Origin of the sequence: Actinosynnema sp. NPDC049800 (assembly GCF_040656635.1) — a bacterium.
Classification (GTDB): domain Bacteria; phylum Actinomycetota; class Actinomycetes; order Mycobacteriales; family Pseudonocardiaceae; genus Actinosynnema.
In genome coordinates, this window is record NZ_JBFAMT010000026.1 from 87,532 (window position 1) to 111,455 (window position 23,924).

General features: G+C 72.5%; 26 protein-coding genes. 20 read left to right on the top strand and 6 right to left on the bottom strand.

The annotated features are described in order from the left end of the window. The first annotated feature begins 41 nt into the window (after positions 1-41). From AB0I91_RS26385 to AB0I91_RS26405, 5 genes are all read left to right on the top strand, one after another. Positions 42-770, top strand: a complete 729-nt coding sequence (locus AB0I91_RS26385; protein WP_498774092.1) for an amino acid ABC transporter ATP-binding protein — start codon at positions 42-44, stop codon at positions 768-770. Positions 771-832: 62 nt separating this feature from the next. Next, positions 833-1,720, top strand: a complete 888-nt coding sequence (locus AB0I91_RS26390) for a glutamate ABC transporter substrate-binding protein (protein ID WP_498773825.1) — start codon at positions 833-835, stop codon at positions 1,718-1,720. Between the two features lie 71 nt (positions 1,721-1,791). Beyond that, a complete protein-coding gene (locus AB0I91_RS26395) occupies positions 1,792-2,466 on the top strand; it encodes an amino acid ABC transporter permease (RefSeq protein ID WP_498773827.1) in 675 nt (224 codons plus the stop codon). Next, positions 2,463-3,311, top strand: coding sequence for an amino acid ABC transporter permease (locus tag AB0I91_RS26400; protein WP_498773829.1), 849 nt, complete (start codon positions 2,463-2,465; stop codon positions 3,309-3,311). Before AB0I91_RS26395 ends, AB0I91_RS26400 begins: the two co-directional genes overlap by 4 nt. Positions 3,312-3,313: 2 nt before the next feature. Further along, a complete protein-coding gene (locus tag AB0I91_RS26405; protein ID WP_498773831.1) occupies positions 3,314-3,745 on the top strand; it encodes an NUDIX domain-containing protein in 432 nt (143 codons plus the stop codon). Here AB0I91_RS26405 and AB0I91_RS26410 read toward each other — a convergent pair. Next, on the bottom strand, positions 3,731-4,822 hold the full coding sequence (locus AB0I91_RS26410) for an Rv2629 family ribosome hibernation factor (RefSeq protein ID WP_498773833.1): 1,092 nt from the start codon (positions 4,820-4,822) through the stop codon (positions 3,731-3,733). The genes AB0I91_RS26405 and AB0I91_RS26410 overlap by 15 nt on opposite strands. A 48-nt stretch (positions 4,823-4,870) precedes the next feature. Here AB0I91_RS26410 and AB0I91_RS26415 point away from each other — a divergent pair, with 48 nt between their 5' ends. The 8 genes from AB0I91_RS26415 to AB0I91_RS26450 all read left to right on the top strand — a co-directional run bounded on the left by AB0I91_RS26415 (position 4,871) and on the right by AB0I91_RS26450 (position 12,393). Continuing rightward, complete coding sequence (locus AB0I91_RS26415) at positions 4,871-5,578, top strand: EcsC family protein (protein WP_499639313.1); 708 nt, start codon at positions 4,871-4,873, stop codon at positions 5,576-5,578. A 92-nt stretch (positions 5,579-5,670) separates the two neighbouring features. Continuing rightward, entirely contained in the window at positions 5,671-6,858 is a 1,188-nt protein-coding gene (locus AB0I91_RS26420) for an MFS transporter (RefSeq protein WP_499639315.1), read from the top strand. A gap of 183 nt (positions 6,859-7,041) precedes the next feature. Continuing rightward, positions 7,042-7,194: a hypothetical protein gene (locus tag AB0I91_RS26425; RefSeq protein ID WP_498773839.1), complete on the top strand. Its 153-nt coding sequence runs from the start codon at positions 7,042-7,044 to the stop codon at positions 7,192-7,194. 31 nt (positions 7,195-7,225) lie between these two features. Continuing rightward, positions 7,226-7,417, top strand: a complete 192-nt coding sequence (locus AB0I91_RS26430) for a hypothetical protein (protein WP_498773841.1) — start codon at positions 7,226-7,228, stop codon at positions 7,415-7,417. A gap of 49 nt (positions 7,418-7,466) precedes the next feature. Then, complete coding sequence (locus AB0I91_RS26435) at positions 7,467-10,106, top strand: ATP-binding protein (protein ID WP_499639317.1); 2,640 nt, start codon at positions 7,467-7,469, stop codon at positions 10,104-10,106. Between the two features lie 49 nt (positions 10,107-10,155). Then, on the top strand, positions 10,156-10,695 hold the full coding sequence (locus AB0I91_RS26440; protein ID WP_499639319.1) for an NADPH-dependent FMN reductase: 540 nt from the start codon (positions 10,156-10,158) through the stop codon (positions 10,693-10,695). Then, a complete protein-coding gene (locus tag AB0I91_RS26445; RefSeq protein ID WP_498773847.1) occupies positions 10,692-11,861 on the top strand; it encodes an MFS transporter in 1,170 nt (389 codons plus the stop codon). The genes AB0I91_RS26440 and AB0I91_RS26445 overlap by 4 nt, the downstream gene beginning before the upstream one ends. A gap of 103 nt (positions 11,862-11,964) precedes the next feature. Continuing rightward, positions 11,965-12,393 (top strand): CBS domain-containing protein, encoded by a 429-nt coding sequence (locus AB0I91_RS26450; RefSeq protein WP_498773849.1) that lies wholly within the window; start codon positions 11,965-11,967, stop codon positions 12,391-12,393. A gap of 45 nt (positions 12,394-12,438) precedes the next feature. On the opposite strand, the gene AB0I91_RS26455 is transcribed toward AB0I91_RS26450, so the two are convergent. Then, on the bottom strand, positions 12,439-12,969 hold the full coding sequence (locus AB0I91_RS26455; protein WP_498773851.1) for a CGNR zinc finger domain-containing protein: 531 nt from the start codon (positions 12,967-12,969) through the stop codon (positions 12,439-12,441). 63 nt (positions 12,970-13,032) lie between these two features. On the opposite strand from AB0I91_RS26455, the gene AB0I91_RS26460 reads away from it, so the two are divergent. After that, complete coding sequence (locus AB0I91_RS26460; RefSeq protein ID WP_499639321.1) at positions 13,033-13,683, top strand: maleylpyruvate isomerase family mycothiol-dependent enzyme; 651 nt, start codon at positions 13,033-13,035, stop codon at positions 13,681-13,683. Here the strand turns inward: AB0I91_RS26460 and AB0I91_RS26465 are convergent. Beyond that, positions 13,667-14,452: an arylamine N-acetyltransferase family protein gene (locus AB0I91_RS26465; RefSeq protein WP_498773855.1), complete on the bottom strand. Its 786-nt coding sequence runs from the start codon at positions 14,450-14,452 to the stop codon at positions 13,667-13,669. The genes AB0I91_RS26460 and AB0I91_RS26465 overlap by 17 nt on opposite strands. 66 nt (positions 14,453-14,518) lie before the next feature. Between AB0I91_RS26465 and AB0I91_RS26470 the strand changes: the two genes are divergently transcribed. Genes AB0I91_RS26470 through AB0I91_RS26480 form a run of 3 tightly spaced genes read left to right on the top strand, consistent with a single transcriptional unit; the run spans position 14,519 to position 16,530 of the window. Continuing rightward, the gene (locus tag AB0I91_RS26470) at positions 14,519-14,941 is read left to right on the top strand and encodes a hypothetical protein (protein ID WP_499614739.1); all 423 of its coding nucleotides are present in this window, start codon (positions 14,519-14,521) and stop codon (positions 14,939-14,941) included. A 9-nt stretch (positions 14,942-14,950) separates the two neighbouring features. Further along, positions 14,951-15,886, top strand: coding sequence for a DUF3500 domain-containing protein (locus tag AB0I91_RS26475; RefSeq protein WP_499639324.1), 936 nt, complete (start codon positions 14,951-14,953; stop codon positions 15,884-15,886). An 11-nt stretch (positions 15,887-15,897) separates the two neighbouring features. Next, a complete protein-coding gene (locus tag AB0I91_RS26480; protein WP_499639326.1) occupies positions 15,898-16,530 on the top strand; it encodes an endonuclease V in 633 nt (210 codons plus the stop codon). Here AB0I91_RS26480 and AB0I91_RS26485 read toward each other — a convergent pair. Together AB0I91_RS26485 and AB0I91_RS26490 are read right to left on the bottom strand one after the other, a co-directional pair. Next, entirely contained in the window at positions 16,518-17,738 is a 1,221-nt protein-coding gene (locus tag AB0I91_RS26485) for a family 4 glycosyl hydrolase (RefSeq protein WP_498773863.1), read from the bottom strand. The two genes, AB0I91_RS26480 and AB0I91_RS26485, sit on opposite strands and share 13 nt — an antisense overlap. Further along, complete coding sequence (locus tag AB0I91_RS26490) at positions 17,735-18,601, bottom strand: LysR family transcriptional regulator (RefSeq protein WP_499639328.1); 867 nt, start codon at positions 18,599-18,601, stop codon at positions 17,735-17,737. The genes AB0I91_RS26485 and AB0I91_RS26490 overlap by 4 nt, the downstream gene beginning before the upstream one ends. A gap of 71 nt (positions 18,602-18,672) precedes the next feature. Between AB0I91_RS26490 and AB0I91_RS26495 the strand changes: the two genes are divergently transcribed. Together AB0I91_RS26495 and AB0I91_RS26500 are read left to right on the top strand one after the other, a co-directional pair. Beyond that, positions 18,673-19,575 carry an alpha/beta hydrolase gene (locus AB0I91_RS26495; RefSeq protein WP_499639330.1) on the top strand — a complete coding sequence of 301 codons (903 nt, stop codon included), beginning with the start codon at positions 18,673-18,675 and terminating at the stop codon, positions 19,573-19,575. Further along, a complete protein-coding gene (locus AB0I91_RS26500) occupies positions 19,575-20,738 on the top strand; it encodes an MFS transporter (protein ID WP_498773869.1) in 1,164 nt (387 codons plus the stop codon). The genes AB0I91_RS26495 and AB0I91_RS26500 overlap by 1 nt, the downstream gene beginning before the upstream one ends. On the opposite strand, the gene add is transcribed toward AB0I91_RS26500, so the two are convergent. Further along, a complete protein-coding gene (gene add, locus AB0I91_RS26505) occupies positions 20,695-21,696 on the bottom strand; it encodes an adenosine deaminase (protein ID WP_499614724.1) in 1,002 nt (333 codons plus the stop codon). The two genes, AB0I91_RS26500 and add, sit on opposite strands and share 44 nt — an antisense overlap. Positions 21,697-21,855: 159 nt before the next feature. Between add and AB0I91_RS26510 the strand changes: the two genes are divergently transcribed. Beyond that, on the top strand, positions 21,856-23,703 hold the full coding sequence (locus AB0I91_RS26510) for a Xaa-Pro dipeptidyl-peptidase (RefSeq protein ID WP_499639332.1): 1,848 nt from the start codon (positions 21,856-21,858) through the stop codon (positions 23,701-23,703). The last annotated feature ends 221 nt before the right edge of the window (positions 23,704-23,924 follow it).

A 23,924-nucleotide genomic window follows, 5' to 3' on the forward strand; every position in this document is an offset into this window, starting at 1 on the left:
CTACTGGAGGACTGATGACCGCCGCCACTCCTGCACCGCCGATGATCCGGATGGCGGGCGTGGACAAGTTCTTCGGACCTCTGCACGTCCTCAAGGACGTCACGCTGGAGGTGCCGAAGGGGCAGGTCGTCGTCGTGCTCGGGCCGTCCGGTTCGGGCAAGTCCACGCTGTGCCGCACGATCAACCGGCTCGAGCCGATCGAGTCCGGCGTCATCGAGGTGGACGGCCAGGCGCTGCCCGCCGAGGGCAAGGAACTCGCCCGGTTGCGCGCCGACGTCGGCATGGTGTTCCAGTCGTTCAACCTGTTCGCCCACAAGAGCATCGTCGACAACGTGATGCTGGCCCCGCTGAAGGTCCGCAAGACCCCGGCGGCCGAGGCCCGCAAGACGGCCATGGAGCTGTTGGAGCGGGTCGGCATCGCGAACCAGGCGGAGAAGTACCCCGCCCAGCTCTCGGGCGGGCAGCAGCAGCGCGCGGCGATCGCCCGCGCCCTGGCGATGCGGCCCAAGGTGATGCTGTTCGACGAGCCGACCTCCGCGCTGGACCCCGAGATGGTCCAGGAGGTGCTGGACGTGATGACGACGCTGGCCAAGGAGGGCATGACCATGCTCGTGGTGACCCACGAGATGGGCTTCGCCCGCAAGGCCGCGGACCGCGTCATCTTCATGTCCGACGGCGAGGTCGTCGAGGACTCGACGCCGGAGGCGTTCTTCTCCGCGCCGAAGTCCAACCGCGCGAAGGACTTCCTTGGCAAGATCCTGACCCACTGAAGTCCCACGAACGCGGCGCTGAGCCTGGCGCCGCACTACCGAAGAAGAGCAGGAGAAGGACGATGAGGGTTCGCACCCTTGCGGTGGCGCTGCTGGCCGGCGGCCTCGCCCTGACCGCATGCGGCAAGGAGGGTGGCCCTGGCGACACGGGCACTGCCCCCTCCCAGCAGGTCGCCGCCGACGTGAAGGTCGACGGCTCGCCGACCTTCGACAAGATCAAGGCCCGTGGCCGCGTCATCGTCGGTGTCAAGGAGGACCAGCCCGGTCTGGGTTACAAGGACCCGACCAGCGGCAAGTTCACCGGCTTCGACATCGAGATCGCGAAGCTGGTCGCCGCCAAGCTCGGCTACGGCGACGACAAGATCGACTACAAGGCCATCCCCTCGGCCGGTCGCGAGCAGGCGCTGATCAACGGCGACGTGGACTACTACGTCGGCACCTACACGATCAACGCCAAGCGCAAGGAGCAGGTCGGGTTCGCCGGCCCGTACTTCACCGCCGGGCAGGACCTGCTGGTGAAGAAGGACGACAACACGATCACCGGCCCCGAGACCCTCAAGGGCAAGAAGGTCTGCTCGGTGACCGGCTCCACGCCGATCCAGAAGGTCAAGTCCGAGGGCCTGACCGAGCCGGAGAACATCGTCGAGCTCCAGACCTACTCGCTGTGCGTCGAGCAGCTGGAGCAGGGCGCGGTCGACGCCGTCACCACCGACGACGCGATCCTCAAGGGCTACGCCTCGCAGTCGCCGACCACGCTGAAGGTCGTCGGCAAGACGTTCTCGAACGAGCCGTACGGCATCGGCCTCCCCAAGGACGACAAGGCCCTGCGCACCAAGGTCAACGACATCCTGGACGAGGCCATCAACGGCGGCGCGTGGCAGGCGGCCTACGACGCCACCCTGGGCCAGTCGGGCTCGTCGGCCGACAAGCCCGTGATCGAACGCTACTGATCTCGTTCCCGCGGCCGGTCGTCGGTGTTCCGGCGGCCGGCCGCACCACACCCACCTAGCCGAGGAAGCCGATGGACGTCCTGCTCGACAACCTCGACCTGTACGGGCCCGGGTTCCTCAACACCGTTGAGCTGTTCCTGATCTCCGCGGTCGGGTCGCTGGTGTTGGGGACGATCCTGGCGATGCTGCGGGTCGCGCCGGTCCCCGTGCTGCGAGCCATGGGCACCGCCTACGTGACGATCGTCCGCAACACCCCGCTCACGCTCGTGTTCTTCTTCTTCGCCTTCGCGTTCCCGCTGCTCAAGATCGTGACCGCGGACACGTTCGGCGGTTCGGCGGCCAGCTTCTACTTCAGCGCCGCCCTCACCGCGCTGATCCTCTACACGGCGGCGTTCGTGTGCGAGGTCGTGCGGGCCGGCATCAACACCGTCCCGGTCGGCCAGGCGGAGGCCTCGCGCGCGCTCGGCCTGACGTTCGGCCAGATGCTCGGGTCCGTGGTGCTGCCGCAGGCCACCCGCGCGGTCGTGCCGCCGATGATGAGCACGATGATCGCCCTGCTGAAGAACACCACCATCGCGGCGGGCTTCTCGGTGTTCCAGGCGGGCTCCATCAGCGCCAACCTGTCCGAGCGCGGCGAGAACCAGCTGTTCGGCCTGCTCTGGGTCGCCGGCTTCTTCGTGGTGCTCGTGATCCCCATGACCCTGCTGCAACGCAGCCTTGAGAAGCGGTGGAGCATCGCCCGATGAGCTCGGTCCTGTTCGACGTCCCCGGGCCGCGGGCCCGGCTGCGCCACCGCCTCTACGCGGTGATCGGCACCCTCGTGCTGGTCGCGGGCATCGGCTTCGTGATCTACCGGTTCGCCGAGAGCGGCCAGTTCGAAGGCCGGAAGTGGTCCTGGCTCGAGTACAAGAACATCCAGCTGACCCTGGTCGACGCGCTGCTGAACACGCTCAAGGCGTTCGGCCTCGGCGCGGTGTTCGCCCTGCTCTTCGGCGCGATCTTCGCCGCCGGGCAGCTCTCCGACCACAAGGTCATCCGCGTGCCGTCGATGCTGGTCGTCGAGCTGTTCCGCGCGGTGCCGCTGGTCGTGCTGATCTTCGTCTTCCACTACGGCGTGTCGCTCGGCCCGCCGCTCTACTCGGTGGTGCTCGGCCTGACGCTCTACAACGGCTCGGTGCTCGCCGAGGTGTTCCGCGCAGGTGTGCTGTCGCTGCCGCGCGGGCAGAGCGAGGCGGCCTACGCGGTGGGCATGCGCAAGACCCAGGTGATGAGGCACGTGCTGCTGCCGCAGGCCGTGCGGGCGATGCTGCCGGCGATCATCAGCCAGCTGGTCGTGCTGCTGAAGGACACCGCGCTCGGCTTCCTCATCACCTACGACGAGCTGCTGGACTTCGCCCGCGACATCGGCAGCCAGTTCCAGTTCGGCCGGCCGCTGGTGCCCGTCACGATCATCGTGGCCGCGATCTACATCTCCATGTGCCTGCTGCTGACGTGGCTGGCGACGTACCTGGAGAAGCGCAGCCGGCGGGACAAGAAGGTCATCGAGCTGGAGAAGAAGCCGGCCGAGGACGTCGTCGCGGCGGCGGTCTGAGGGTGGCCGCGCTCGCGGCGTCCGGCGCGTTGTTCCTCGACGCGCTGGGCCGCGTGCTCGTGGTCGAACCGACCTACAAGGACCACTGGGAGATCCCCGGCGGTGCGGTCGAGCCGGGCGAGACGCCGCGCGAGGCGTGCGCCCGGGAGGTGCTGGAGGAGCTGGGCCTGGCCGTCGAGCCGGGCCCGCTGCTCGTCGTGGACTGGGCGCCGTCGGGGGAGCAGGAGCGGATCCTGTTCATCTTCGACGGCGGTTCGCTCGGCTCGGCCACCATCCGGCTGCAAGCCTCCGAGCTGCGCAGTTACCGCTACATCGAGCCCGCCGAGGTGCCGGACGCGCTGATACCCCGGCTGGCCAGGCGGGTGTCCGCCGCGCTCGACGCACGTGAGCGCGGCGTGACCCTCTACCTCGAACACGGGCTAGTAGCGCAGTAGCGCGCCCACGCCCTCCCGCAGCCCGGCGGCGTCGGTGACGACCACCTGCGCGCCGGTGGCGGCCGCGGCGGTGCCCAGCGCCTCGTCGGCCCGCTGCTCGCCGACGTGCTCGACGCCGAGGCCGCGCAGGTCCTTCTCCCGCAGCGCGAGCTGCGCCGGGTCGTCGCCGGAGAACACGGTGCGGTCGCCGAGCGCGGGGTCGGACACCAGCAGCGCGGCGACCTTCGCCTCGCGCAACGCCTCCACCACGGGCGCCAGGCCCTGCACCGCGCGTCCGTGCGGGCGGCCAGCCTCGGCGGTGAACTCCTCCACCACGTCGTTGTCCAGGTCGAACTGGTACTGGGCCACGAGCGACTGCACGGCGTGGTCGAACGCGGCGTCGTCCGCGCCCTCGGCCAGGGACGCGCCCTCCACCTCGATCAGCACGTCGCGGCACCGGGGGCTCAGCTCCTCGCGCACGTCGGCACGCGCCTGCACCTCGCCGCCCAGGACCAGCAGCCGGGCGTCCAGGTCCGTCACCAGCCGGTCGGCCTCGGCGGCCACCAGCGCGGCGTTGCGCTTGGTCGTCTCCTCGACGGCCTTCTGCAACCGCCGGTGCGACCAGCCGCCGCCGGGGACCTTGTGCAACGGGTGCTGCTCACCGCGCACCTGGTCGTGCACCTCGCCCGCGCGCTCACCGTGCCCGTCGTACCCGTGCAGGTCCGCGCCCGCCCGGTCGACCAGGACCACGACGTGCGGCACGGCGGGTTCCATCCAGGTGGCCAGCGGCAGCAGGTGCGGCCGGTCCGACCAGCGCGCCGTCTCCACGGCGGGCGGGCGCGGCAGCACCCGGTCCAGCAGCAGAGTGCCCCGTGCGGCGACGAGCGCCCGGCCCGACTTGCCCGGCACCGGCGTCAGCACCGCTTCCTGCAGCGCGTCCAGCGTCGCGTCGTCCGCGCCCTGCCGGGCCAGTTCCTCGCGCACCCCGCGCCAGCGCAGCTCCATGGCCTTGGCCGCGTCCTCGGTGTCGTGCGAGGCGTCCAGGTAGACCGACGCGAACGGGCCGCGTTGCCTGACCAGCTCTCCCAACGAAGACATGTCCATTGGCCTCGGCTACCCGATCGTGCGCCGCGTAACCTCAGGGGCATGGTGGACGAACCGGGTGCGATCACCAGGGTGCAGCAGAACGCCGTCGACCACCTGCTCAGGGTGGGCATCAGCGGGTTCGGGCCGTTCAAGGGCGCCCGGCAGATGGCAGTGGAGGCGCTGGACAAGGGGTTGACGCCGGAGGAGGCGATCAAGCACCTGATCCGGACGCACGTGGCGGCGGCCGGCGTGCAGGGCTTCGCCACGAACGTCGGCGGCCTGATCACGTTGCCGATCACCCTGCCCGCGAACCTGACCGCGTCCTACCTCGTGCAGACGCACCTGATCGCGTCGATCGCCGCCGTGCACGGGCACGACCTGGAGAGCGACGAGGTGCAGACGGCGATCCTGGTGTGCCTGCTGGGCAACGCGGGGACGGAGCTGCTGAAGAAGGCGGGCATCAAGGTGGGCTCCCGGCTCACCATGAACCTGATCGAGCGGATCCCCGCCCAGCTCATCCGCGAGGTCAACAAGCGCGTCGGCTTCACCCTCCTGGCCAAGTACGGCACCACCAAGGCGACCGTGACCCTGGCCAAGGGCGTGCCGCTGGTGGGCGGTGTCATCGGGGGCACGTTCGACGCCGTCACGACCCGCGCCGTGGGCGCCTTCGCCTCCCGCTTCTTCACCGAACGCGAGGAACCGCCCGCGGTCGTGGACGGCACCGTGATCGAGGGCGAGATCGTCTCGATCGTCGACGGCCACGAGTAGCCGACCGCCGTACGATCTTCGGTGATTGGCCCAATGAACTGGCCTGGAGTTGGCCCTTAGTCTGGGCCAATCGGGCACCTAGCGTGACGTCCATGGGGACGACGAAGGTGCTCGCGATCGCTCAAGCAGCCAACTCGGTGGGTGACGGGGCGTTCTACGTCTGCTCCGCCCTCTACTTCACTCGGATCGTGGGCCTGTCGGCGACGCAGGTCGGCGTGGCGCTGACGGTGGCCTGGGCGGTCGGGGCGGTGGTCGGGGTGGGGTTGGGGCACTTCGCCGACCGGGTCGGGCCGAGGCGGGTGGCGGTCGGGTTGGCGGTCGTCACGGCGGGGGCGTTGGCGTCGTTCCTGGTGGTCCGCTCGTTCTGGGCGTTCGTGGTGGCCGCGTGCGTCTACGCGTGCGGGCAGTGCGGGTTGGCCGCCGCACGGCAGGCGTTGCTGGCGGGGTTGGTCGGGCCCGGGGAGCGGACGGGGGTGCGGGCCCTGCTGCAGTCCGTGGTCAACGGTGGGCTCGCGGTCGGCGCGGGGCTCGGCGGGGTGGCGTTGCACGTGGACACGGCGGCGGCGTACCTGGTGGTGTTCGCGGTGGACGCGGTCGGGTTCCTGGTCGCGGCGGTAGTGCTGCGCCGGGTGCCGGAGGTGGAGGCGGTCGCCACCACGGGACGGCTCGGTGTACTTCGGGACCGGCCGTACGCCCTGGTGACGTTGCTGAACTCGGTGTCGCTGCTCTACATGCCGATGCTGAGCCTGGTCGTGCCGCTGTGGGTCGCCGAACGCACCTCCGCCCCGAAGTGGGTCGTCAGCCTGCTCTTCGTGCTCAACACGGCTGCGGTGGTGGTGGGGCAGGTGCGGCTGGCGCGCGGTGTCACGGACCTGCGCACGGCGACGCGGTCGGTGCGGCGGGGTGGCGTGCTGTTGCTGGCGTCCTGCGTGGTGTTCGCCCTGTCCGCAGGTGTACCCGATTGGGTGGCCGTGGCGCTGCTCGTGGGTGCGGCGGGCATCCAGGTCGTCGGCGAGATGCGGCACGGCGCGGGCTCGTGGGAGATCGGGTTCGGCCTCGCGCCGGCCGACAAGCAGGGCCAGTACCAGGGGTTCTACGGCACGGGCACGGCCGTGGCGCGCACCGTCGGCCCGCTGCTGCTCACCACCCTCGTGCTGGGCGGGGGAGCGGTGGGCTGGCTCGTGCTCGGCGCGCTGTTCCTGGCCGCCGCGCTGGCCATGACGCCCGCCGTGGCGTGGTCCGAGCGGTCGCGGCGGAAAATGATTGGCGTCGCGGCGTGAACCAGGCTACGGTCATGACCATGTTCTTCCAGATCTACCTCTGAGGACTTCTTCCTCCAGCGCCGCACCGGCCTCGGGCCGTGCCGCGCCCTTCTCCTGGTGGCCTTAGCGGCTCTTCTCACGACCGTGTCGAACCACGGGTCGTAGCCCTTTGCACGCCTCGAACACCGAGGAGGCGAACGCATGCCCACCATGCGCAACGAACCGCCACACGACGACCAGCCGACCAACCGCGCCGCACGCCGCGGCGCCCGCGGCAACGGCGCGGTGCACCCGCGCTTCGGCGGTGGCCGAGCCGTCGTCAACCCGCGCCAGTACGCCATGCGGCGTCGCTGACCAGCGACATCGCCACACCCAGGAGGCAAACATGACCGATCAGGACGTTCCGCAGGCCGACGGCGGCGAGCAGGACCAGCCGGAGCAGCCCGCCGTTCCGCTCAACCGCGCGGCCCGCCGCGGTCACGCCCAGAAGAACGACGGCGTGAACAAGAACCCGGGCCGCCCGCACCAGAACACGTTCGTCGGACGGCGCGTGTTCCGGCGCACGAGCGGGGGCTGAGCGACGACGACCACCGGCACGCGACCGCTCGACTAGTCTCCGGTGCGCGATGAGCGCACACCTGGTGAGCCCGGAGCTGGTCGGGCGGTCGGCCGAACTCGGGCACCTCGCGGGCGCGTTCGACCACGCGCCCGCGACGGTGCTCGTCGGCGGTGAGGCGGGCGTCGGCAAGTCCCGGCTGCTCGACGACTTCACGTCGCGCCTGGACGCCACCGTGCTGCTCGGCGGATGCGTCGAGCTGGACGGGCTGCCGTTCGCGCCGTTCGTCGCGGCCCTGCGCGGTGTCGGGGTGACCGACTCCGAACGCGCCGACCTTGCGCCGCTGCTGCCGTCCTTCCACGGCGAGGCGACGGGCGACGAGGCGCGACCGAGGCTGTTCGAGGGCGTCGTGTCGTTGCTGGCCAGGCTTTCCGCGCCACGACCGGTGGTGCTCGTGGTCGAGGACGCGCACTGGCTCGACCGCTCCAGCCGCGACCTGCTCGACTTCCTGGTGCGCAACCAGCGCGCGGTGCCGCGGTCGTTGGTCGTGGTGACCTACCGCTCCGACGAACTCGGCGGACCGGTGCGGCCGTTGCTGGCCGAGCTGAGCCGGGTGCCGTGGGTGCGCCGGATCGAGCTGCCCCGGCTGTCCGCCCGCGACGTGCGGGCCCAGCTGCGCGGGATCCTCGGCGCGGAACCGGATCCGGTGGCCGCGAGCGCCGTGTTCCGGCGCAGCGAGGGCAACCCGCTGTTCGTCGAGGCGCTGGTGGACGGCGCGGCGGAGCTGTCGCTGGAGGAGTTGCTGCTCAGCCGGGTCGAACGGCTGGAGCCGGACGCCGTCGCCCTGGTGCGCGCCGCCGCCGTCGGTGGCCGACGTGTGTCCCACGAGATCCTGAGCGAAGTGCACGACGTCACGCCGATGCGGTCCATCGTGGACGGTGGCGTGATGGTGGTGGACGGTGACGGCTACGCGTTCCGGCACGCGTTGATCCGCGACGCGGTCTACCGGCGGCTGCTCCCCGGCGAACGGGTCGAGCTGCACGCGCGGTACGCCGCCGTGCTGCCGGGGTCCGCAGCCGCCGAGCTGGCGCACCACCGGTACGCGGCCGGTGACGTCGCGGGCGCGGTGTCCGCCGCGTGGGAGGCCGCCGGCCACGCCCGTCGCGCGTTGGCCTACGCCGAGCAGCTGGCCATGCTCGACCGCGTGTTGTCCTTGTGGGACAACGCGTCGCACCTCGGCGTCGACCGCCTCACCGTGCTGGAGGCGGCCGGCGAGGCGGCGAGCCGCGCGGGGGAGCACGAGCGCGGCGAGGAGCTGACCAGCGAGCTGCTGGCCCACCTCGACCCGGGGGCCGAGCGGATCCGGTACGCGGCAGTGTTGGAGCAACGCGGTCAGCTGCGCGCCCAGCTCGCGCGGCGGGGCGCGCTCGAAGACCACCGCGAGGCCGTGCGGCTCGCGCCCGAGGGGCACCCGATCCGCGGTTACCTGCTCAACTCGCTGGCTGCCCGGCTGATGGCGATCCCGCTCCCGGACGAGGCGCGCGAGGTCGCGGAAGAGGCGCTGGACGCGGCCCACCACGCCGGCGACGACCCGTCCGAGGCCGCCGCCCTGATCACCCTGGCCGTGCTGGACGCGCGGCTCGGCGACCTGGACGCGCAGCTGCCCCGGCTGCGCCGCGCGCGGGCCATCGCGGAGAACGTCGCCGCGCACCGCGTGCGGCTGCGCGCGCTGCACTGCGAGTCGTCGTTGTCCGAGGCGTACGGGCGGGTCGCGGAGGCCGAGGAGCTGGCCCGGCTGGGCCTGCGGACGGCCCGCGAGCTCGGGTTGGCCCGGTCCGCCGGCGCGTCGCACGCCGTGGACCTGACCAGGGCGTTGATCGCGGCGGGCCGGTGGGACGAGGCGCTGGAGTGCGTCGACCACGCCCTCGACCACGCGCCGCCGGCGGTCTACCACGCGCACCTGCTGTGCCTGGCGGGGTTCGTGGACGTGCGGCGCGGCCAGGTCGACCGGGCCGAGTGGGCGTTGACCAGGGCGCGGGAGCTGGCCGACGCCCCGTTCGTCCAGGACCCGCTGCAACTGCACCGGCTGGAGGCCGAGGTGCGGTGGGCGCAGGGCCGGGTGGACGAGGCGGCGGCCGTGGTGCGGGCCGCGTTCGCCCTGCCGCACGCGCGGATCGCGTCCCGGTTCTCCTGGCCGCTGGCCGCGTTGGGCGTGCGGCTCGGGGTGACCGTGCCGGACCTGCCGGTCGCCGGGCCGGTGCAGGCCGCGTGGGCGTCGACGTGCCGGGGCGAGTGGCGGGCCGCGGTCGAGGCGTGGGAGGCGTTGGGCCAGCCCTTGTGGCACGCCGAGGCGTTGTTCGGGCTGGCCTCGGAGACCCGGGACGCCGAGGCGTTGCGGCGGGCGGCGGAGCTGGCCGAGGGGCTGGGCGCGACGCCGTTGCGCGACCGGGTCGCGGAGCTGGCGCGGCGGGCGCGGGTGACGTTGACGGGCGAGGGCGACTCGCACCGGGCCAGGTTCGGGTTGACCGCGCGCGAGGTGGAGATCCTGCGGCTGGTCACGGACGGCCTGGCCAACCGGGAGATCGCCGAACGGCTCTTCATCTCGGTGAAGACGGCGAGCGTGCACGTGTCGAACATCCTCGGCAAGCTCGGCGTGGCCAACCGGGTCGAGGCGGCGGCGACGGCGCACCGGCTGAGGCTGTTCGAATAGGGCTCGTGCCCGATGCCGCGCGGGGCGCCTTAGACCGACCGTTGACGGCATGGAGATCTTGGGGATCGCGGGGAGCCTCCGCGCGCAGTCGTTCAACCGGAGGCTGTTGGCCGCCGCACGGCACGAGCTGCCGGCCGGCGCGCGGTTGGCGTCGTGGGACGGGCTGGCGTCCGTGCCGCCGTTCGACGAGGACGCCGAGGACGGACCGGTGCCGCCGCCGGTCGTGGCGTTGCGGGAGGCGGTCGCGTCGGCCACCGCGTTGCTGATCGCGACGCCGGAGTACAACGGGTCGGTCCCGGGGCAGTTGAAGAACGCGCTGGACTGGGCGTCCCGGCCGCGCGGCACGGGCGTGCTGACGGGCAAGCCGGTCGCCGTGGTCGGCGCGAGCCCCAGCCCGCACGGCGCGGCGTCGGCGCAGGAGGACCTGCGGAGGGTGCTGACCGCGGCCGGTGCGACGGTGATCGGCGCGCCGGTGGTGGTCGGGCACGCGTTCCGCCGGTTCGACGAGCACGACAGGTTGCTGGACCACGAGCTGCGCGCGGCGCTGGGCGGGGTGCTCGCCGAGCTGGTCGGCCGGGTGGCCGCGTGACCGCCGTCGTGGAGCGCACCCGCTGGAGCGCGGTGTGGGCGGTGTCGTCCGCGATCGTGCTGGGGGCGCTCGACCTCACCGCCGTGGCGGTGGCGTTGCCGGTGCTCGGGGCGGAGCTCGACGCCGGGCCCACGGTCACCCAGTGGGTCCTGCTGGCCTACAACATCCCGTTGATCGCGTTGAGCATCCCGGCCGGCAGGTGGCTGGACCGGGCCGGGCACCTGCCCGCGTTCCTGCTGGCGGTCGGCGGGTTCGGGGCGACCAGCCTGCTGATCGCGCTCGCGCCCAACGCCGCGGTGGTGTTGATCGGACGGGCCTTGCAGGGGGTGTTCAGCGCGTTGATCGGCGCACTGGCCATGCCGGTCATCGCGGCCAACGTGCGCCCGGAACACCGAGCGCGCGCGATGGGGATCGTGCTCACGCTGATCCCGTTGAGCGGCGTGGCCGGACCGGCGTTCGGCGGGGTGCTGACCGACCTGTTCGGCTGGCGGTCCGTCTTCCTGATCAACCTGCCGGTGGTGGCGCTCGCCGTGCTGGTCGGGCGGCGGGGGATCGCGACGGACGGGCGCGGGTTGCCGTGGCCGGGCGCGCGGCTGCTGGTCGAGTCGGCGGTGCTCGGTGCGCGGGTGGTGCGGCTGCCGTCGGTGGCGGCGCCCCTGGTGGCGATGGTGCTGATCGTGATCGGGGCCGGTGCGCTGCACTTCGCCGTGCCCTACGCGTTGGTGGACCTCCCGTCGCGCACGGTCGGGCTGGTGCTGCTGGCGTTCTCGGCGGGGATGGCGGTGCTGTCGCCGGTGGCGGGGGTCATCGCGGACCGGTACGGGTACCGGCTGGTCGCCGTGGTCGGCACGGCGGTGGCCTTGATCGGTACGGTCCTGCTGCTCCAGGCGGGTGACGACCCGTGGGACCTGGCGTGGCGGCTGGCGGTGGTCGGGATCGGGCACGGGCTGTTCGCCGGGCCGAACGCGGCGGCCGTCATGGCGCGGACGCCACCGGAGCTGATGGGCACCTCCGGAGGCGTGACGACGCTGGTCCGCACGGTCGGCTTCTCGGTCGGGCCGGCGTTGGGAGCGGCGCTCGGCGGGTTCCACCAGACCGTCGTGGTGCTGGTCGCGATCACCGCCGCGGGCGTCCTCGCGACGGTCGCGCGGGTCGGGACGACGTGACGCCGGTCGTGCTCTCTTCGGGCGCGCGATCTGCCGATCACGTCCTCGGCGAACTAGCCTGAGCTGGGTAGCAACCGGGTCTGGCGGAGATCGGGAGGCGCCCATGAGGATCGCTGACGTGTTGCGCAACAAGGGTTCGGCCGTGGCCACGGTCGAGTCGAGAGCGTCGGTCGCGGAGCTCGTCGCCGCGCTGGCCGAGCACAACGTGGGCGCGATGGTCGTGCTCGGGCCCGGGGGCATCGCCGGGATCGTGTCCGAACGCGACGTCGTGCGGAAGCTGAACGACCGGGGCGGCGAGCTGCTGGCCGCGCCGGTGGCGGAGATCATGACCAGCGAGGTGCTCACCTGCACGCCGCGGGACTCGGTCGACAGCCTCACGGTGTTGATGACCGAGCGGCGCATCCGGCACGTGCCGGTGGTCGACGGCGGTGAGCTGGTCGGCATCGTGAGCATCGGCGACGTGGTGAAGAGCCGGATCAACCAGTTGCAGGAAGACCACGACCAGCTGACCGCGTACATCGTGCAGGGGTAGCCACCGGCCGCGCGGGCGTCCCCGGGTGTCCGCGCGGCCGCGTCGTCAGCTGTCGCGCCCGCGGTGGTAGTGCCGGCTGACCCTGGCCCGGTTGCCGCACGAGGGCTTGCACCACTCCTGCCGTGGGTGCGCCTTGACGAAGTACCGGATGCACCGGGGCGCGGGGCAGGCGCGCAGGTCGGCCCGCGTGCCGCCGGCCAGGAACTCGATCGCCGCGGTCGCCACCGCCGCCAGCAGGCGGTCGCCCTCGTCGGCCGAGTCCACGTAGCGCAGCCTCGGCTGATCGTCCCACTCCAACCGCGCCGCCCGCGGCGCCCGCGCGGCGGCGTCGTTGACGACCTCCAGCGCGCGTCCGACGTCCATCAGGTGCGGCGTGTCCAGGCGTTCGTCGGCCTGCGCGGCGTGCGCGAACAGCGACCGCACGGCCCAGCGCAGCTCGACCGCCCGCTGCCGCAGCGCCTCGTCCGCCCGCACCCCGGCCCACGCGGTGAAGCCCTCCGGCGTGGCCAGGTCGTCCACGAGCCCGCCGTGCCCGTCGTGCCGGACCGTGCCCGCGAACTCCAGAGCCAGTGCCACCTGGCCGAGTCTAGTGATAGGTTCCCTAACGGACTTGAGTGAATCAACCATTAGGGGGAACGTGTGACGATCCAGGCGAACGCGCTGGACGCCCACCGCAGGCTGGCCGCCGCGATCGAGGACCTGACCGACGAGCAGGTGGCGCAGCCGTCGGCGCTGCCCGGCTGGACCCGTGGCCACGTGCTGGTCCACCTGGCGAACGTCACGGTCGCGCTGGCGGGCCAAGCCGAGCACGAGGGCACGAAGGTCGAGCCCTACCCCGGTGGCCGACCCGCCCGGGACGCCGCGATCGAGGCGGGCGCCGGGCGTTCCGCGGCGGAGCACCGGGCCGCGATCGCCGACGCCGTCGCCCGGCTCACCAAGGCGTGGGACGACGTCCGGGACTGGGACACCCCGGTCTACTACCGCGACGGCACGCTGACCGGCACCGCCTACGGGGTCTGGCGCGAGGTCGAGATCCACCTGCGCGACCTCGACCTCGGCACCGTCACCTGGTCGCCCGAGTTCTGCGAGCACGCCGTCGACTTCCTGTCCGCCCGCGTGCCCGACGGCGTCCGGCTCACCCTCCAGGCCCCGGAACGCCGGTGGAGGATCGGCGAGGGCGAGGACGTCACCCTGACCGGCTCGCTCACCGACCTGACCGCGTGGCTGGCGGGCCGCGAGCCGGCCGGGACGATCACCGGCGAGGCGCCCGAGCTCAAGCCCTGGCCGTAGCCCGGTCGGGCAGGTCCAGGCCGAACTCCTCGCGCAGCACCGTCTCCCGCTCCCCGGGCGTCAGGGTGCGCTTGACGACCGAGCCGTCCGGGCGCGTCTCGGTCAGCTCGAAGTCCTTGAGGTTGTGGCGGGCGTGGTCGTCGGTGCGCTGCGCCAGCAGTGGGCCGACGAACGAGGACGCCGGGTTCGTGGACATGTAGTAGTTCAGGATCCGGTAGTCGGCGGGCCCGCGCGGGTCCTCGGTGAAGTCGTACAGCGCGAACCAGTCGCCGGCCTGCAACGACCGGAGCGTCCACACGCCGTCGGCGTGGTCGAGCCGGAACGTCCAGTCGCCCTGCCGGGCGGACGCGCCGGCGGTCAGCGGCAGCGGCTCCAGCAGCCCGCCGCCGCCGAAGCCGACGTCGACCAGCCAGCGCCGGTCCACCCGCAGCACGGCGTGCGTGCGGGGGATGTCGCCCGTGCGGCCGAGCAGCACGCGGCCGGTCAGCCCGGTCACCTCGTAGCCGAGCCGGTCGAGCACGGCGGCGAACAGCAGGTTCTGCTCGAAGCAGTACCCGCCGCGCCGCCGTGCGACCAGCTTGCCCTGCAACGACGGCACGTCCAGCGCGATCGGCACGCCGTCGCGCACGTCGGCGTTCTCGAAGCTGATGGCCGCCAGGTGCGCGCGGTGCAGGCCGCGCAGCGTGCTCGCCCGGTCGGCGGCGGGGTCGGGGGTGAAGGCGACGCGGTCGAGGTACGCGTCGAGGTCGAGGAGTTCGCCATTCCACACCGGGCCAGGATGTCAGCCACGACACCGGTCCTGTCACGCTTCGGCCGCGCACGCCGTCCGAGGTGCATGAGCTTCCTCCGGATCGGACTGTGGTTCCTGGCCGCCGTGCAGGCGGGCGTCGGCGGCTGGGCGTTGCTCTCGCCGCAGGGCTTCTACGACGGCTTCCCGGCGCCCGGCCACCACTGGGTGGCGATGTTCCCGCCGTTCAACGAGCACCTGCTGCGCGACTTCGGCAGCCTCAACCTGGCGCTCGCGGTCGTGTTGGCGTTCGCCGCGACCAACCTGCTCCTGGCCCGCGCCGTCCTGGTGTCCTACCTGGTGTTCGCCGTGCCGCACCTGGTGTTCCACCTCGGGCACCTCGACCACATGCCGGTGGTCGACCAGGTCGGCAACGTGGTGACACTGGCGCTCGCGGTGGTCCTGCCGGTCGTCCTGCTCGTCGTCGACGCCCGACGCCCGGCCGCTGCTCCGCGACCGCAGGGCGGCTAAGTTCGAGTGATGCTGCACGAGATCGCCGAAGCCACCAGGGGCTTCCTCGACCTGCTCGACGACGGGCAGCGGGCGGTGGCGGCCCGGGACGTGGCCGACGACGACCTGCGCACGCGATGGGCGTACACGCCGGGGCAGCGGCCGGGCCTCGGCTACGGCGACCTGGCCCGTGACCAGCGCAAAGCCGTGCACCGGCTGCTGTCGTGCGTGCTCAGCCCGCACGCCTACGCGCAGACCACGGCGATCATGGCGCTGGAGGACGTGCTCGACGACCGCGAAGGCGGCACCCGCGACCGGCACCAGGGCGACTACTGGACCGTGCTGCTCGGCGAGCCCGGCGACGAGCCGTGGGGCTGGCGGGTCGAGGGCCACCACCTGTCGGTGAGCGTGGTCGTGGCCGACGGGCGCGTGTCGGCGACGCCGTTCTTCCTCGGCGCGCACCCGGCCCGCACCACGTACCGGGGTCGCACGGTCCTCCAACCGCTGCGGCTGGAAGAGGAGCTGGCGCGCGAGCTGCTGGACCGGATGGGTCGCACGGCACGCGGGTTGGCCGTGGTCTCCGACACGCCGCCGCCGGACCTGAAGACCGGCAACGCGCGCCGGGTCGGCGACCTCGACCCCGTCGGCGTCACGCCCGCCCAGCTCGACCGCGCCTCGCGCGGGCTGCTCGTCGGGCTGGTGCGGTACTACCTCGACCGGCTCACCGGCGACCTGGCCGACGAGGAGTTCGACGCGCTGGACCCCGACCGGCTGCACTTCTCGTGGGAGGGGTCGGACAAGCGCGGTGCGGGGCACTACTACCGGATCCAGGGGCCGGACCTGCTGATCGAGTACGACAACACGGACAACGACGCCAACCACGCGCACACGGTGTGGCGACGGCGGTCCGGCGACTTCGGCGAGGACCTGCTCGCGGCCCACCGCGCCTCGGTGAGGCACCCGTGACCCCAGAAGGAATGACTCCAGAAGAGGCGATCGCCGAGCAGGAGCGGCTGCGGCCCTCGGTGTCGACGGTGACCGATCCCGGGCTGGTGGTGCGGCACGTCGCCGGGCTCGACGTGTCCTACGCCGACGACGAACGGCTGGCGGCGGCGGTCGTGGTGCTGGACGCGGAGTCGTTGCGGACCGTGGACTCCGCCGTGGTGACGGGCAAGGCGGACTTCCCGTACGTGCCGGGGCTGTTCGCGTTCCGGGAGCTGCCGTCGTTGCTGGAGGCGGTGGGGAAGCTGACCGTGACGCCGGACCTGCTGGTGTGCGACGGGCAGGGGTTGGCGCACCCGCGGCGGTTCGGGCTGGCCTGCCACCTCGGGGTGGTGACCGGCCTGCCGAGTGTCGGCGTGGCCAAGACGCCGATGGGCCGGTTCGAGATGCCGGACGACGCGCGCGGCGCGCACACCGACCTCGTGGACGACGGGGAGGTCGTGGGACGGGCGTTGCGGACGCGGGACGGGGTGAAGCCGGTGTTCGTGTCCGTGGGTCACCGCATCGACCTCGACCGGGCGTGCGCCGAGGTGCTGCGGCTGTGCGTGACGCGGCTGCCGGAGACGACCCGGCGCGCGGACGCGCTGGGCCGGGCTCAGCTCAGGTAGGCCAGCTCCGGGTGCCGGCGGACGTAGGTGTCCAGCAGGCTCCTGGCGGTGGCGACCGAGTCGACCAGCGGGTGCAGGGCGAACGCCTTGAGCGCGGCCGGGCGCGTGCCCTCCATGATCAGCCGGTCCACGGCCTTGACCGACGTGACGAGGCCCGCCGCGTGGTCGGGCAGCGGGCTCACCGGCAGTGGACGCGCGCCCGCGGCGTCCACTTCGCACGGCACCTCGACGATCGCGTCGTCGTCCACTGTGGACAAGGTGGAGTTGTTGGGCACGTTGAGGATCAGCGTGGCGGTCTCGTTGTCCGCGATGGCGCGCATGAGCGCCATGGCCACGTGTTCGTAGCCACCGCCTTCGAGGCTGTCGCGCTCCCGTTCCTGAGCCATGTACGTCGCTTCACGCTCCAGCCGCGTGGTCTCCCAGTCCACGTCGCCGTCGTAGAAGCGTTTTTGTTGGTCGAGCAGGAACGCGCCTCGGTTGTCGCCCAACGCCTCACGCGTCGAGTAGTAGTAGTGCAGGTACTCGTTGGGGATCACGCCCAACGCGCGCAGCCACTCCGCGCCGAAGAGCCGGCCTTCCTCGAACCCCGCCAACGCCTCGTCGTCGTCCAGCAGGGTGGGCAGCAGGTTCTCCGTGCCCAGGTAGACGCCCTGCAGCCAGCCGAGGTGGTTCAGGCCCGCGTAGTCGAACGTCGGGTTCTCCAGGTCGAGCGCCTTGGCGACGCGGCGGCACAGGCCCAGCGGCGAGTCGCAGATGCCGATCACCCGTTCGCCCAGGTGGCGGGCCATGGTCTCGGTGATCAGCCCGGCCGGGTTGGTGAAGTTGACGACCCACGCGTGCGGCGCGAGCTCGGCGATGCGCCGGGCGATCGCGTCCGCCGCCGGCACGGTGCGCAGGCCGTACGCGATGCCGCCCGCGCCGACGGTCTCCTGCCCGAGGACGCCGTGCGCGTGCGCCACCTCCTCGTCGATCGCGCGTCCGGCCAGGCCACCGACCCGGATCGCGGAGAACACGAAGTCCGCGCCGCGCAGCGCCTCGTCCAGGTCCGTGGTGGCGGTGACCGGCGGGCCGTCGCGCAGCACGTGGCGGATCGCGTTCAACCGGTGCGCGTCCACGTCGTGCAGCACGAGTTCGGTGATGTGCTCGTCCAGTGCCTTGTGCACGAGCGGCACGCGGAAGCCGCCGCCGCCCAGGATGACCAGCCTCATGCGTCCCATCCTGCCCCGGCGAGCAGCGCCACGAAGGCCGAGGCGAGCGGATCGGGCGTTTTGTGCCCGTACGCGACCAGCGTCCGCCGCACCGGGGGATCGGTGCGCAGGACCGTGCCGTCGAACGTCTCCGGCACGATGTTGCGCGGCACGAGCGCGGGCCCGAGCCCGGACGCGGCCAGCACGGGCGCCGCGGCGGTCTGCTCGGTGCGCACGGCCGCGCCCGGCTGGAAGCCGCGGTCCGCGCACGCCGCGTCGACCAGGTCCGCCAGGCCGTTGCCCGGCGCGTAGTGCACCCACCCGACGTCGGCGAGCTCGCGCAGGTCGATCGGCTCGCGGTGGTGCGTGTCGGGCGGCAGGACGATCACGAACTCCTCCACGCCGAGCCGCTGCGTGAAGCCGACCCAGTTCACCGGCTCGGGGCCGAGGGCGATGTCGGCCTGCCCGTCGGCCATCGCCTCCCGCAGCTCGTCGGCGTGGCGGTGCTCGAACAGGCGGATCCGGACGTCCGGGTGCTCGGCGCGCCAACGCCGGAGCACGACCGGCAGCACGCCGAGGGTGAGCGAGTAGAGCGTGGCCACGCGCAGTTCACCGCACTCCACGCCCGCCGTGCGTCGTGCGGCGGTGAGCGCGCGCTCCGCCTCGTCCAAGGCGGCACGGGCGTGGGGCAGCCAGGCGCGACCGGCGAGAGTGAGGCGGACGGCGCGGGGCAGCCGGTCGAGCAGCCGGGTGCCCACGGCCCGTTCGAGGGCCAGGATCTGGTGGGAGAGGGCGGGCTGGGTGACGTGCAGCAACTCGGCGGCGCGGGTGAAGGAGCCCTCGTCCACGACCGTGATCAGGTACTCGAACTGCCGCAACGTCATGACTTCAGCTTATGCGTTCCAGAAAGAACATGCCTTGGACTTATGAGGCCCGGTCATCCCATGATTGGTCCATGGCATTGACCGAACAGGCCCGCGCGGTGCTGGACAAGATCGCGGGCGCGCCACCGCTGGAGGAGCTGACCGTCTCCGAGGCACGCCGGGCGCAGTGGGGGTTCGTCGCGTTCCAGGGCCCGCGGGAGCCGGTCGCGCGCGTCGCGCACCTCTTCGTGCCCGGACCGACGGCCGACCTGCCCGCGCGGATCTACTACCCCGAGGGCGACGGGCCGTTCCCGGCGATCGTGTTCCTGCACGGCAGCGGCTGGGTGACGTGCAACCTCGACCTCTACGACGTGGCGCTGCGCGCGTTGGCCAACGCCACCGGGCACGCGGTGTTCGCGGTGAACTACCAGAAGGCGCCGGAGCACCCGTTCCCCGTGCCGCTGGACGACTCGTACGCGGCCACGGCGTGGCTGTTCGAGCACGCGGCGTCGGTGGACGTCGACCCGGCGCGGATCGGGGTCATGGGCGACAGCGCGGGCGGCAACCTCGCCGCCGCCGTGGCCCTGAAGGCCCGCGGCGCGCTCGACCTCGCGTTCCAGGTGCTGGTGGTGCCGGCGCTGGACGTCGACTTCACCACCCGGTCCTACGCGGAGCACGCGACGGGCTGTGGGCTGTCGACCGCGACGATGCGGTGGTTCTGGTCGCACTACCTCGGTTCGACCCCCGTCTCGGAGCTCGCCGCGCCGTTGCGCGCGTCGGTGGACGGGCTGCCGCCCGCGTTCGTGGCCATCGCCGGGCACGACCCCGTGCGCGACGACGGCGAGCGGTACGCCGCCCGGTTGGCGGCGGCCGGCGTGCCGGTGCGGTTGCGGGAGTTCGAGGGCACGATCCACCCGTTCGTGCTGATGGACGGCGAGCTCGACGAGTACCGCGTGCTGCTGGGCGAACTGCGGACCTGGCTCGGTGCCCGGTGATGCCGCCCGCGTTGCTCGCGCTGGCCGTCGGCGCGTTCGGCATCGGGACCACGGAGTTCGTGATCGTCGGCCTGTTGCCGCAGGTGGCGGGCGACCTGGGGGTCTCGATCCCGTCCGCCGGGCTGCTCGTGTCCGGCTACGCGCTCAGCGTGGTGGTCGGCGCGCCGCTGATCACGGCGGGCGGGTCGCGGCTGCCGCGCAAGCAGCTGCTGGTCGGCCTGATGGCGTTGTTCGTCCTGGGCAACCTGGTGTGCGCGGTCGCCGACGACTACGCGGTGCTGATGGTGGGCCGGGTCGTCGCCGCGCTGTGCCACGGCGCGTTCTTCGGCGTCGGGTCGGTGGTCGCGGCCGGGTTGGTCGCGCCGCAGCGGCGGGCGCGGGCGATCGCGATGATGTTCACCGGGCTGACCGTGGCGAACGTGCTCGGCGTGCCGGCGGGCACGGCGCTGGGCCAGGAGTTCGGGTGGCGGTCGACGTTCTGGGCGGTGACCGCGCTGGGCGTGCTCGGGCTGGTGGGGATCGTGGCGCTGGTGCCGCCGCAGCCCGCGTCGACCGGGCTGCGCGGCGAGCTGGCGGTGTTCCGGCGGCCGGGCGTGTGGCTGGCCCTGGTCACGACGGCGCTCGGGTTCGGCGCGGTGTTCGCGTCGTTCACCTACGTCGCGCCGATGATGACGGAGGTGGCGGGGTTCTCGCCGGGCGCGGTGACGTGGCTGCTGGTGCTGTTCGGGGTGGGGCTGTTCGTGGGGAACGTGGTGGGCGGGCGTGCGGCGGACCGTCGTCTGATGCCGAGCCTGTACGCGTTCCTGGGCGCGTTGGCGGTGGTGTTGGCGGTGTTCGCGTTCACCGCGCAGTGGGCCGTGCCGGCGGCGATCACGATCGCGGTGTTCGGCGTGTTCGGGTTCGCGACCGTGGCGCCGTTGCAGGCCAGGGTGTTGGAGCAGGCGTCGGGCGCGCCCGCGCTGGCGTCGGCGGCGAACATCGCCGCGTTCAACCTCGGCAACGCGGCGGGCGCGTGGCTGGGCGGCGCGGCGATCGACGCCGGGTTCGGCTACACCGCGCCCAACTGGGTGGGCGCGGCGCTGGCGCTGGCCGGTCTCGGGGTCGCGGTGGCGAGCGGTGTCAGTGACCGAGCGCGTCGATCTCGGCCAGCAGTGACCGCTTGAGGTCCTCGGAGGCGAAACTGGCCCGCACCCCGGTGCGGGCCAGTTCGGCGAGCTCGCCGCGGCCCAGGCCGAACACCTCGTGGCACAGCAGGTACTCGCGGTCCAGGTCGGTGTGGAACATGCCGGGGTCGTCCGTGGCCAGGGTGACCGGCACGCCCGCGTCGAGCAGCCTCGGCAACGGGTGGTCCTCCAGGTCCTTGACGGCGCCCGTGCGGAGGTTCGAGGTCGGGCACACCTCCAGGGTGATCCGCTCGTCGGCCAGCCGCCGCAGCAGCTCGGGGTCGCGCGCCGCGTTGACGCCGTGGCCGATCCGCTCGGCGTGCAGCTCGTCGAGCGCTTCCCGGACCTGGTCCGGGCCGGTGGTCTCGCCCGCGTGCGGCACGCAGTGCAGGCCCGCGTCCCGGGCGACGGTGAACGCCTCGCGGAACGCCCGCCGGGGCGCGTCCGCCTCGAACCCGCCGAGCCCGAAGCCGACGGTGCCCGGCGGCCGGTGCGTGACGGCGTACTTCGCGCTGGTCAGGCCGAAGTCCCGGTCCCACAGGCCGGGGATGTCGAACACCCACGCCAGCTCGACGCCGTGCTCGGCCAACGCCTGCTCGCGGCTGGTGGTCAGCGCCTCGTCCAGCTCCTCCGGCGCGATGCCCGCGCGCAGGTGGCTGGTCGCGCTCACGGTCACCTCGGCGTAGCGGACGTTGCGCCGCGCCTGCTCCTCGGCCAGGCCCAGCACCAGCGCGGCGACGTCGTCGCCCGTGGTGACCAGGTCGTTCACGGCGGCGTAGACGTCGATGAAGTGGCCGAAGCCGGTGAACTCGTAGAACCGGAGCAGCTCCGGCTCGTCGGTCGGGACGCCGTGCCCGGCGTGCCGGCGGGCGAGGGTGAGGACGGTGGCGGGGGAGGCTGACCCGACGAGGTGGACGTGCAACTCCACTTTGGGCAGCGCGGCGATGAAGTCAAGCATGGCCCGGGGGAGTCTGCACAGGTCTCCGGCGCTGGTCAAGGGGCCGTTCGTCGGGTCTTCGATTGATGTCCACTGTGGACTTCCGGAACCCTTGACAGGGGTTGGGGCGCGGGGGAGGGTCACCGGCAAACCTGTCCTACACATGATGGGGGTTCGGTCGTGAAGGGTGCACGGAGAGCCGCGGTGCTCGCCGCTCTGGTGACGTTGCCGCTGGGGCTGACGCCCGCGGTGGCCGGCGCCGTCGCGGAAGGCCCGGTGTTCGTCGGTGGCGAGGCGCAACCCGTCTTCGACCCGAAGGACGTGGTCCGCGAGAGCGTCTGGGTGCGCGCGCCGGTCGACAGCGACCGCGACGGCCAGGACGACGAGGTCTACACCGAGGTGGTGCGCCAGAAGGCCACCGACCGCGGGCTGAAGGTGCCGGTGGTGTTCTTCAACAGCCCGTACTTCTCCGGCGGCAACGACGTGGCCAACCACGACGTGGACGTGGAGCTGTACGTGCCGAACCGGCGCGGCGGGTACGACAAGCGGGACGGTTCGCTGCTCAAGGCCGAGGCGGACGAGCGGATCGCCGCCGCCGTCGGGCCCAACCCGGCGCCGATCCGGTCCGGCCGCTACGAGGACTACTTCGTCTCGCGCGGCTTCGCCATGGTGTACGCCGAGTCGCTCGGCACCGGCAAGTCGACCGGCTGCCCCACCTCGGGCGGCCACAACGAGACCGTGGGCTCGAAGTCCGTGGTCGACTGGCTCAACGGCCGCACCACCGCGCGTGACGCGGCGGGGGCGCCGGTCACGGCGGGCTGGACCACCGGCAAGGTCGCGATGATGGGCGTGTCCTACAACGGCACCCTGCCCAACGCCGTGGCGGCCACCGGGGTCGAGGGCCTGGAGGCCATCGTGCCCATCGCGGCCATCTCGAGCTGGTACGACTACTACCGGGCCGACGGCGCGGTGGTCGCGCCCGGCACGTTCCAGGGCGAGGACCTGGACGTGCTCGCGGAGTACGTCTACACGCGCGAGGACCGGGAGGTCTGCAAGCCGGTCATCGCCGACGTGGCGGCCCGGCAGGACCGCGTGACCGGCGACTACAGCGAGTTCTGGGACGAGCGCAACTACGTCAAGGACGCGTCGAAGGTGCGGGCCGCGGTCCTGGCCGTGCACGGGCTGAGCGACTGGAACGTCAAGGTCAAGCACGTCGCGCAGTGGTACGACGCGCTGCGGCGGCACGGCGTGGAGCACAAGATCTGGCTGCACCAGTCCGGGCACACCGACCCGGACACGCTGCGGTCGGTCGAGTGGCGGCGCACGATCAACCGCTGGTTCAGCCACTACCTGTACGGCGTCGACAACGGCATCGAGCGCGAGCCCAAGGCGACGATCCAGCGCGAGGACAAGACCACGTGGGTGGACGAGGCCGACTGGCCCGCTCCCGGCACGTCGACCGCCCGGGTGTACCCGTGGGCGGGCGGCACGGCCAAGGGCGCGCTGCGGTTCGCGTCCGTGCCCGGCAACGCGGTGGTCGAGACGTTGCGCGACGACTCGTCCAAGCTCGCCGAGGACCTGATCGACCTGCCCACCTCCGGCAACCGACTGTCGTACACGACGGGGCCGACCTCCACGCCGCTCCGGTTCTCCGGCGTGGCCCGGGTCGACCTGGCGATCTCGTTCGACCGGCCGGCGGCCAACGTGACCGCGCTGCTGGTGGACCGGGCGCCGGACGGCACGTCGCACGTGATCACGCGCGGGTGGACCGACCCGCAGAACCGGGTGTCGCCGTCGCGGACCAAGCCGATCGAGCCGGGCAAGCAGTACCGGGTCGAGGTCGAGCTGGAGCCGAACGACTACGTGGTCCCGTCTGGTCACCGCGTCGAGTTCGTGCTGATCTCTTCTGACCACGACTACACGCTGCGGCCGGACCCGGGCGCGGGGCTGTCGATCGACCTGACGTCGACGGTCGTGGAACTCCCCGTGGTCGGGGGCCTCGCCGCGTTGCGCCGATCGGTTGGTTAGAAAGTAATTTACGTAGCGTCTACTTGGAAAGTCTTCCACTAACAGGTGCGGCTGTGGTCGGATCGGCGCCACAGTCGTCAAGGAGGTGGCAGATGAGCCGAACCCGACGCGCTTGGGCCACGGCACTGGTGGCGCCGCCGGGGGGGGGCCGGCCCACCCCCGCGGGCGGCCCCCCCGCGGCCCCGGGGGGCCATGCGGTGACCGGGCCACAACGAATGGGG